The organism is Flavobacterium sp. (genome assembly GCF_043720215.1).
Classification (GTDB): Bacteria; Bacteroidota; Bacteroidia; order Flavobacteriales; family Flavobacteriaceae; genus Flavobacterium.
On record NZ_JAYSSZ010000149.1, the window covers coordinates 1 to 10,840 of the forward strand.

Consider the following 10,840-nt stretch of genomic DNA (forward strand, 5'->3'; position numbering starts at 1 on the left):
CCAACAATTCTGGATTTAATGGGAATTGATAAACCAGAAGTAATGACTAGAAATTCTTTATTATAGTTAAAAAATTACCTTTCATCGATTTATAAGCTAAATATTCATTAAAACCGTTATATTTTATAATTTTCTAAAAATAATCGATATTTTTGCAGAAAATTCCCTATAATGTTTCGATTTAACACGTTTTTAATTTCTTTTATATTTCTGATAACTGGATCAGTATTTGCCCAAGGCGGCGCATCATCCTGCGCTGAACTAGAAGCGAATTATCAACTATATCAGACCTGCGCAACGAATGTTCCTTTTCAAAATTCGACTGGAGGGAATTTCGAAAATTTTAATTCTACTTGTATTCCAAGTGCTTATGTTGGCCCTACATGGTTTTTTGTAGAAGTACAAACCTCTGGAAATATAACCCTTCAAATTAGACAAACTGATTTAGGTGGATCGGGAACTGATGTAGATTTTATTCTTTGGGGGCCATTCAGCAATTTAACTAATATTTGTAGTCAACTAAACACATCAGTTGAGGTTGATTGTAGTTATAGTGCTGCAAGTATAGAAAATGTTACTATTCCTAATGCCTTAACAGGTCAATTATATGTACTTCTTATTGATAATTTTTCCGGAACTCCCGGAAACATCGCTGTATCACAAATTGGAGGAACAGGAAGTTCGAGCTGTGATTTTCTTTCTTCTGTAAAAATAGTTGATACTGGATTAGCACCAATAACACAATTTGATTATTGTAAGCCAACTACTAAAGATATAGTTGCAAAAATTGATGTTACAGATTTTCCAGGTTTACCTGCAAACCTTAGGTTTAACTACAAATGGTATAAAAACGGAATTCTAATCAATACAATCACAAATTCTACAATAAATACTAACACTCTAAATGTAAGTGATACTGGTGTATACAAAGTTGAAACAACCGCCTATGATAGTACAGACCCAACAGTTATAATAGCAAATTTAACTGTTAGTAGTGCGCAGATAGACTTGAAATTTTATTCAACACCAACTCTTTCAATTGCAAATACAAACACCAAATGTTTAAACAGCAATCCTGTTTTGCAATCTACCATAACAAATCAATCATTTCTAGACACAACAGTAGATATATTAACTTATCAATGGTTTTTGAATGGAAATCTAATTACTGCTGCAACAGGTACAAATTATATCCCAACATTACCTGGGGATTATTTTGTTAGAGTTTTCAACAACCCATGTATTAATGTCGATTCTAATATTATTCATATCATTGCTAATCCGGCTATTACAATTGCTTCAAATCAAGTTATTTGTGAAGGAAGTAGTTATACAATCACATCCAATTTAACGAATGGGGGGTTATTATCAAATTTAATTTATCAATGGCATAAGGATGGGGTTGCCGTTTCTGGAGCCACAGGAAATTCTTATACAGTATCCTCAAGTAATCAAGCTCTAAATTCGACTTCAAATTACACATTACTGGTAACTGAGCAAGGATTTTGTACAACAACTACAAACACAGCTTCAATTACGATAAATGCATTACCAATAGTAAATACGACAACGATTTTATATGAGCAGTGTGATTTTATAGCCCCAACAATTGACGGAATTGCAATTACTAACTTACTTTTAAAGTATAACGAAGTTACAAGTAGCGCAGGATTAACTTTATACTTCTATCAAGATGCTTCAATGACAATTCCTATATTAAACTACTTGGCTTATCAAAATACGAGCTCACCTTTTAATCAAAACATCTATGTAAAAGCTATAAATGAAAATGTAACACCAAATTGCCCATCAATAGCTACTGCAATAATACATTTAAAAATAAACCCAACGAGTATTTCTGCTTACCCAAATATCAATCCAGTTTGTCCTGTTTTAAATCAAAACTATGGAAATATTGATTTTAATGCTCAGCGAATTTTAATAAAAAATAACTATTTCCCAGTTTCTCCGGTTAACATTAGCTTTTATTTAAGTGCTTTAGAAGCATCAACTGGGACAAATCAGCTCACAAATAGTTCAAATATTCCTGTTGGAATACAAACTATTTACACAAGAATTGACACTAATGGAAATTGTGACGGAATAGGAGAATTTCAAATAGAAATTTTAGCAGCACCAATACAGAATACAATCACTGAAGTTTTAGTGTGCGAAAGTGATATATTCATTTTAAATACTAAAGATGTTGAAGCATTATTAGGGCAAAGTCTAAGTGTACAAGCCAGTTATTTTAACAATTTTACTGATGCTCAAAACAACATTAATATAATCAACAAAAACACACAGCTTCCAATATCAGCAGGAAATCGCACACTATTCATTAGGTTATACAACACAGTAACACAATGTTTTTCGATAGTGAATTTTAGCCTTCGTGTTTTTCCAAACCCAACAATATTTACACCTTTACCAATAAAATTATGTGGTACAACCACGGCAACATTCAATCTAAACATTCGTATTCCAGTAATTTCAGGAGGAAATACAAATTATCAGGTTACTTTTTATGAAACCAACGCTGATTTATTAGCAAATAATAGCATTATAACTCCTGCAAATTATACTTCTGCCACCAGAACACTAATTGTTAAAGTAGTCGATCCAACAAATAATTCATGTTATAAAACGAGTACTTTAGATTTGATCGTTTTGAGTATTCCTGGAGCAACCAACAACCCAACACCAATAGAATTATGTAAAAATTCAGGATTTACAATCTTCGATTTAACTAGTAGAGAAATAGAAATGGCTGGTTTAACACCACTAGCAGATATCCAATTTAAATACTATATAAATCTTACTGATGCAATCGCAAACAATACTAATTTTATTATAAATAACACTTCATTTACTAACTCGGTCATAAATTATCAAAAAATATATGTGAGACTAAATAGCAAAACAAATTTTAATAGTGAAACTAATCAAGCTTGCAATAACATCTTAGAATTAGAATTATTTGTGAGACCATATCCTGCCAATAACTTATCTTCTAACCCTTATACTATATGTATAGATAAAAATAATACAGTGGTAAATCCAGCTATAATAGAAACTGGATTAACCACAACTGATTATCATTTTATTTGGTATAACGAACATAATGCAATAACTGGAAATGAAATAATCGGAGCAGTTTCAGACACTTATAATGCAATAACAGAAGGTAATTTTTCAGTAAAAATCATCAATACTACAAATGTAGCATTGTGTTCTACCATAATCAATTTTAGTACAAAGAAATCATATATTCCTTTTTCAATAGTAGGAGCTCCATCAGAATTAATTGCTTTCGACGTTGACAATACAATAACCGCGATAGCGAGTCCAACATCTCCAGATTACCTATATTCCATAGATTATTCTGGTTGGCAAACTAGCGCTGTTTTTACAAACATTCCAGAAGGAGAACACACCTTAACTGTGAAAAACAAGTATGAATGTGGAGAAGTTAGTACGCAAATCATAGTAGTAGATTATCCAAAGTTTTTTACTCCAAATGGTGACGGATATAATGATACTTGGAATATTGGAGGTACAAAAGTACTAGACTCAATTCAAATTTATATTTTTGATAGATACGGAAAATTAATACAAGAAATTACTCCGCAAAATAGTTGGGATGGAAATTTTAATGGTAAAGCGCTTCCCTCAAGTGATTATTGGTTTAAATTAATTTACAAAAAAAGCAATATCAAAAAAGAATTTAAGAGCCATTTTGCTTTAAAAAGATAGTTTCTAAAAACAACTTAATGATCATTTACGATGGTGTTTTAGGTGACATTGCACCAACTATTCTGGATTTAATGGGAATTGATAAACCAGAAATAATGACAAGACATTCATAACTTTAATATTGTTTTAAAAAAAAGTTGTTAAAAGAGATTCTAAAATTTGAATCTCTTTTTTTGTAATAAAAAGTTAAATATTCGCAAATATAATAGTAATACTATTATATTTGCGATATAATTTTTAATCAAAATTTTAATTTAAAACAATTATGAAAACAACACATAGAATTCTAGTATTTATTAGTTTGCTTTCGAGTCAGTTATTCATAGCTCAAACACCTACTGACAACACTAAAACAAAAAAGGAATACACCAACATCACTGATGCGTTACAAGAACCTGAAAAAGTATTCAGATTAAATTTGAGCAATCAAGATGTCACCCTAAAGCCTGAAGAATGGCTAAAATTTACCAATTTAGAATATCTCAATTTAAGTAACGATCATTTAAAGATTATTCCAAATGAAATTACTTTGCTAAAGAATTTAAAAACATTAGATTTGAGTGGAAACGATTTCACGATGCTTCCAACTGATTTATGGAAATTATCCAACTTACAAGAGCTATATCTTAACAACGATAAAAATTTAGATCTTAAAACGAATATTTACATTCTAGGACAATTACCAAAACTAAAGGAATTGCATTTGGAAGATGATAATTTGAAATCATTGCCTGACGACATAAAAAAATTGAAACATTTAGAAAGCTTGTACTTGAACCACAATAGCTTTAAAGAAATCCCAAAACAAGTTCGAGGATTAGATCACTTGCAATATTTAGATTTAAATGATAACCAAATCAAACCGTTAAGTCCTATAGAAGTTTTAAATTTCGGATTTAAAATACATTTTTAATTCATTAGAAAAATTGATGAAGCTCGAAAAAATTATTGCTTTACATTTAATGACATTCTTAATTACCTACTCTATATATAGTCAGGAAAATTTAGGAAGTTGGAATATACTCAATGCCACAATAAAAATAAATTCTAAATGGAGCACATTTGGGGAAACACAATTACGGAGTTTGTCGTTTTACAATAATTTTCATTATTATGAAATAAAAGCAGGTGCAACCTATAAAATAAGTAAAAATTTTTCTGCTACAACAGGCTTCGGATCCTACAATACCTACAGTGAAGGGGGGAATTTTGAAAATCCAATTCAAAACAAAGAAATAAGAACTTGGATACAAATCAATATGAAAAATCCACTTGAGTTTTTGACTTTTGAACACCGATATCGCGCAGAGCAACGTTATACTAATAATGGTTACCGAAATCGTTTCAGGTACAGATTGGGAGTACAAATTCCAATAAATAATAAAACAATAGAAGCAAAAACTTTCTATGTTTCTCTTTGGAATGAATTGTTTTTTACTAACAAAGAACCCTATTTCGAGAGAACTAGACTGTTTATTGGTTGTGGCTATGAGTTTAATAAAAATGTAGCGGTTCAAACAGGTTATATTTATCAATTTGATTATAAAATAAACGACGAAATTGGTCGTGATTTCATAAACATTGCTTTACTATATAATTTTAATTTATCAAAAGAAGAAAAAGAATACAATTCAAAAACATCGGACTAAATATAAAATCATTATGCAAACTATTTTATCCAACATAAAAATTCAAGTCAACCCAAAAATCTATGTCAAAGATCCTGAAACCTCAGCACTTGGCAAAAAAATAATACAAGAAAGTATTCAATTAATTGACGAAATAGGTTTTGATAATTTTACTTTCAAAAAGTTAGGAGAGCGAATTGGCTCGAATGAAAGCTCACTCTACAGGTATTTTGAAAACAAACACAAGCTCTTAGTTTACTTATCGTCTTGGTATTGGAGTTGGATAGAATACAGATTGGTGTTTGGCACATCAAATATCGATGACAATTTTGAAAAACTCAAAAAAGCTATCACAATTGTTACCGAAAAAATTCAAGATGACACCAACACAGAACATATAAACGAATCCATTCTAAACAAAATTATTATTGCGGAATTCACCAAAACATTACATACAAAAGAAGTTGACGAAGAGAACAAAGAAGGCTTTTTCTTGATTTATAAAAGAGTAATCAATCGTATAATTGCTATAATTAACGAAATTAATCCAGAATATCCATTTGCAAAATGCCTGGTTTCGACCATTGTTGAAGGAAGTTTGCACCAGCATTTTTTGAAAGATCATTTAAAAACCATTACCGATTGTAATGAAACTGTAAATCCATCTGATTTTTATATTGACCTTGTTTTAAAAATTTTGAAAAAATAATAGTATGACACCATTAAAAAGATTTTACGATTTACTTAAATTAGACAAAAAAGATGTGTCACAAATTTTCTTTTATGCCATATTTGCTGGACTAATAAGTTTGTCATTGCCATTAGGAATTCAAGCGATTATAAATTTTATTCAAGCTGGAAGAATCAGTGCTTCTTGGATAGTTTTAATTGTATTAGTAGTTTTCGGAGTGGCTTTATCAGGTTTTTTATCCTTAATGCAATTACGAATTACAGAAAATTTACAACAAAAAATATTTGTGCGTTCCTCATTTGAATTTGCGGCTCGATTACCCAAAATAAAATTTGAAGAATTATACAATAAATACCCACCTGAATTAGCGAACCGCTTTTTTGATACAATGAGCATTCAAAAAGGAACTTCGAAATTATTAATTGATTTTTCGGCAGCTCTTTTGCAAATTACTTTCGGATTAATTTTGCTTTCCTTATACCATCCATATTTTATTGTTTTTGGTATTTTACTCTTTTTACTGCTTTATTTTATATTTAAATTTTCGTATAATTCAAGTTTAGAAACTAGCTTGAAAGAATCAAAATTCAAATACAAAGTCGCCAGTTGGTTACAAGAAATTGCACGAAACAACATCAGTTTTAGAAACCAGCTTAATTTCGATTATGCTTTGCAAAAAAATGATAATCTCGTAACGGATTATTTGAATTATCGCGAAAAACATTTCAATATCATTAAAAGACAATTTAGCCAACTCATTGTTTTTAAAATGATTATAACAATGAGTTTGCTTTCCATTGGTGGTTTTTTAGTCATCAATCAACAAATGAATATTGGACAATTTGTCGCAGCAGAAATCATTATTTTATTAGTAATTAACTCTGTCGAAAAAATAATTTTAGGTTTAGAGTCATTTTATGATGTCCTTACTTCTGTTGAAAAAATTGGTCAAGTTACCGATATGAGTTTAGAGTTAGCAACTGAGTCGGATTATACCGATTGCTACACTAATATTTTGCTAGAAACAGAAAACTTAGAATTTAAATTTCCCGATTCAAAAAACAACATTTTAGATAGTATTTCCTTAAAAATAAATCAAGGTGAAAAAGTAGTAATCAATGGCGAAAATGGTTCTGGAAAAACCACTTTAATTAGAGTTTTATCAGGATTATTACACCAAACATCGGGTTCATTTTATATCAACGATGATAGTTTTAGAAAAATAAATCTCAATCAATACCGTTCACAAATTGGTTCTATTGTTCATAACGAAACCCCTTTTGAAGGAACAATTCTAGAAAACATTACTTTCAACGACCCAAATATTACAGATGAAGATATAAAATGGGCCATAAACGCTATGCAATTATCGTCTTTATTAAAAACATTGCCCGAAGGTTTGAATACAAAAATTTTTCCTGAAGGAAGACAACTTTCATCGTCAAACGCACAGAAAATTCTGCTAGCAAGAAGCATTATTCACAAACCAAAAATATTGTTTTACGAAGACCCAACCGATACAATGGACGAAGCGGTTGCTAATCAAATTATAGATTTTATAATGTCTGATAAAAACAATTGGACGATAATTGTTTCGTCAAAAAATCCGTATTGGAAAACCAAATGCAATCGTGAGATTATAATGAAAAACGGCGCAATTATTCAAGATTCTAAAATATAAAAGCAATGCTAAACATTTCAAAAAACAATACATTTCCGATTAAAACTCTTGAAAAATATAAAAACATCAAGAGTTTGAACCAAAGACCGCATTACAAAATATTGAACCGAATTATTGCTTTGGTTTCTATAATAGGAATACTGTTTTTATTTTTACCTTGGACACAAAACATTTCGGGTTCAGGTTCAGTAACTACTTTAAAACCGAATCAAAGACCACAAACCATTCAAACAGTAATTGCTGGAAAAATCGAAAAATGGTATGTTCAAGAAGGCGATTTTGTCAAAAAAGGCGATACCATATTATTTATTTCAGAAATTAAAGAAGACTATTTTGATCCTAACCTAGTTGAAAATACTAAAAATCAGGTGAATGCTAAAAAAATGTCGGTACAATCCTATGAATCAAAAGTAAAAACACTTTCATCACAAATTGGCGCTATAGAGAACGAAAGAGTTTTAAAATTGCAGCAAGCCAAAAACAAAATCAAACAAGCTGTTTTTAAAGTAAAAAGCGACAGTATGGATTTGGTAGCGGTGCGAACGCAACTCAAAATTGCCAATACACAATTTGATCGCGCAGTACAACTGAACAAAGAAGGTTTAAAACCCTTGACAGATGTAGAAGAAAAACGCCTAAAATTACAAGAAGTCGATGCTAAAATAATCACACAAGAAAATAAATTATTGACTTCAAAAAATGAATTCATCAATGCGAAAGTAGAAATCAATAGAATTTCGGCAGAATATTCAGAGAAATCATCAAAGGCAGAAAGCGACCAATTTACGGCAAAAAGCAATCAATATGATACGGAAGCACAAGTTAACAAATTAGAAAATCAATATGCCAATTACAGCATTCGAAACGGAATGTACTATATAAAAGCACCTCAAGATGGTTATGTCAATCGTGCTTTGCAATCTGGACTTGGCGAAAACATTAAGGAAGGAACTGCCGTCGTGAGCATTATGCCATCAGAATATGATATTGCTGTGGAGAGTTTTGTGGATCCAATAGATTTACCACTGATTTCAAAAGGCGAAAAAGTGAGGGTTTGGTTTGATGGTTGGCCGACAATTGTTTTTTCGGGTTGGCCCGATATGTCTTACGGTACTTTTGGTGGTGAAATTATTGCCATTGAAAACTTTATTTCTGCCAACGGAAAATTCAGAATATTGATTGCGCCTGATAAAAATGATGCAAAATGGCCTAAACAAGTAAGTATTGGTTCTGGAGCACAAACCATTGCCTTGTTGGATAATGTGCCGATTTGGTTTGAGATTTGGAGAACATTAAATGGTTTCCCACCCAATTATTACAAACCGAATACTGTAAAAGAAAAAAAATAATTATTCACCCCTAAATCAAAGATTTTTAAAATAATTCGTGAATTAGCGGTAAAAAATAACAAAATGAAAAACCTTTTTATACTAGTATTTATTTTTACTTTAAAATCGTTTGCTCAAGAAATTCCTAAAGAATTCACTTATAATGAATACTTAGGTTATGTGAAAAAGTTTCATCCATTGGTAAAAACTGCCAATCTTGAACTCAACCAAGCACAAGCCAATTTAATGATGGCGCGTGGTGGTTTTGATCCAAAAATTGAAGTAGATTTTGATAAAAAACAATTTAAAGACAGCGAATATTATTCAATTTTGAATAGCAGTTTCAAAATTCCAACTTGGTATGGCATTGAATTAAAAGCGGGTTTTGATAATAATGAAGGTATTTATTTGAATCCGGAAAATACTGTTCCAAATCAAGGATTGACTTCTTTTGGGATCAATATTCCGTTGGGACAAGGTTTGCTTATTAACCAACGAATGGCAGATTTACGCAAGGCTAAAATTCAAATTCAATTGAGTGATGCCGGAAGAAAATTACAAGCCATTCAGGTTTTATACGATGCATCGGTGGCTTATTTTAATTGGAAAAAGAATTTCAACGAAGTAAAATTATATCAAAACTATGCCTCTAATGCTAAAATTCGTTTTAATGGGACAAAATCGCTAATAGAAAAAGGTGACAAACCAGCAATTGATAGTATCGAAGTAGGAATTATCGTAAAAAACAGGTTATTGAGCTTAGAGGATGCAACTTTAAAATTAACCAAATCGAAGCTGGAATTATCGAATTTTATTTGGTTGGAAAATAATATTCCACTAGAACTTTCTGACGCTTTGATTCCTGAAGAGAAATTAGAATTTACGATTCAAGAAACATTAAAAACTAACGATTTGTTGGGTCAAGATTTTTCGATAGTCAATCACCCAAAAATAAACGCTTTGCAAAGTAAAATTGCTATTTTGACTGTAGAACAAAAACTAAAAGCCAATATGCTTTTGCCAAAAATAAATGTGGGTTACTCCTATCTATCTGAACCAAGCTATATCGATAATTACCGATTTGAAGATTATAAAATTGGTTTAAACTTTTCGTTTCCTTTATTTTTAAGAAAAGAGCGTGGCAATTTGAAACTGGCAAAACTGAAAGTTCAGGAAACTGTTTTTGCTCTTGATTTAGAAAAAGTGCAATTGACCAATAAAATTAATGCTCAAAGAATTGAAATTCAATCTTTAATAAAACAAAAAAAATTGATTGATGCTTTGGTAAAAGACAATTTGACGATGCTTACTTCAGAAGAACGCTTGTTTTCGTTTGGAGAAAGCTCTATGTTTTTGATAAATACTAGAGAAAATAATTTGGTTTCTGCACAGCTTTCACAAATTGCTTTGGAGAACCGTTTTTATATTTCCAATTCTGAATTGTTTAGAATAATGGCAAATCCGGATTAACAATTTAAATTGATTTTTGAAATTGAAATTAACATTGCTATTGAATTCGTATATTTGCACCTTTGAAATTGAAAACGCATAAAAATGATTATCCCAAAAACCCGTGAAGAAATAGAATTAATGCGTGAAAGTGCCTTAATCGTATCCAAAACATTAGGAATGATTGCTTCTGAAATAAAAGAAGGAGTTACCACTTTATATTTAGACAAACTAGCCGAGGAATTTATTCGCGATCATGGTGCTGTACCAAGTTTTCTAGGATTATACGGTTTTCCAAATTCACTTT

Annotated in this window: 7 protein-coding genes and 1 pseudogene; all 8 read left to right on the forward strand. The window is 30.6% G+C overall.

The genetic code is table 11. The features are described from left to right. The first annotated feature begins 171 nt into the window (after positions 1-171). Positions 172-3,756, forward strand: a complete 3,585-nt coding sequence (locus ACHZC3_RS06890) for a T9SS type B sorting domain-containing protein (protein WP_394759132.1) — start codon at positions 172-174, stop codon at positions 3,754-3,756. Positions 3,757-4,021: 265 nt separating this feature from the next. After that, positions 4,022-4,669, forward strand: coding sequence for a leucine-rich repeat domain-containing protein (locus ACHZC3_RS06895; protein ID WP_394759133.1), 648 nt, complete (start codon positions 4,022-4,024; stop codon positions 4,667-4,669). A gap of 16 nt (positions 4,670-4,685) precedes the next feature. Then, positions 4,686-5,405: a DUF2490 domain-containing protein gene (locus ACHZC3_RS06900; RefSeq protein ID WP_394759134.1), complete on the forward strand. Its 720-nt coding sequence runs from the start codon at positions 4,686-4,688 to the stop codon at positions 5,403-5,405. Positions 5,406-5,418: 13 nt separating this feature from the next. Further along, positions 5,419-6,093, forward strand: coding sequence for a TetR/AcrR family transcriptional regulator (locus ACHZC3_RS06905; RefSeq protein ID WP_394759135.1), 675 nt, complete (start codon positions 5,419-5,421; stop codon positions 6,091-6,093). 4 nt (positions 6,094-6,097) lie between these two features. Continuing rightward, a complete protein-coding gene (locus ACHZC3_RS06910) occupies positions 6,098-7,756 on the forward strand; it encodes a peptidase domain-containing ABC transporter (protein WP_394759136.1) in 1,659 nt (552 codons plus the stop codon). A gap of 5 nt (positions 7,757-7,761) precedes the next feature. Continuing rightward, entirely contained in the window at positions 7,762-9,105 is a 1,344-nt protein-coding gene (locus tag ACHZC3_RS06915; protein ID WP_394759137.1) for an HlyD family secretion protein, read from the forward strand. A gap of 63 nt (positions 9,106-9,168) precedes the next feature. Then, positions 9,169-10,554 (forward strand): TolC family protein, encoded by a 1,386-nt coding sequence (locus ACHZC3_RS06920; protein WP_394759138.1) that lies wholly within the window; start codon positions 9,169-9,171, stop codon positions 10,552-10,554. 84 nt (positions 10,555-10,638) lie between these two features. After that, positions 10,639-10,840 (forward strand): annotated as a pseudogene (locus tag ACHZC3_RS06925) (type I methionyl aminopeptidase); the annotation flags it as partial.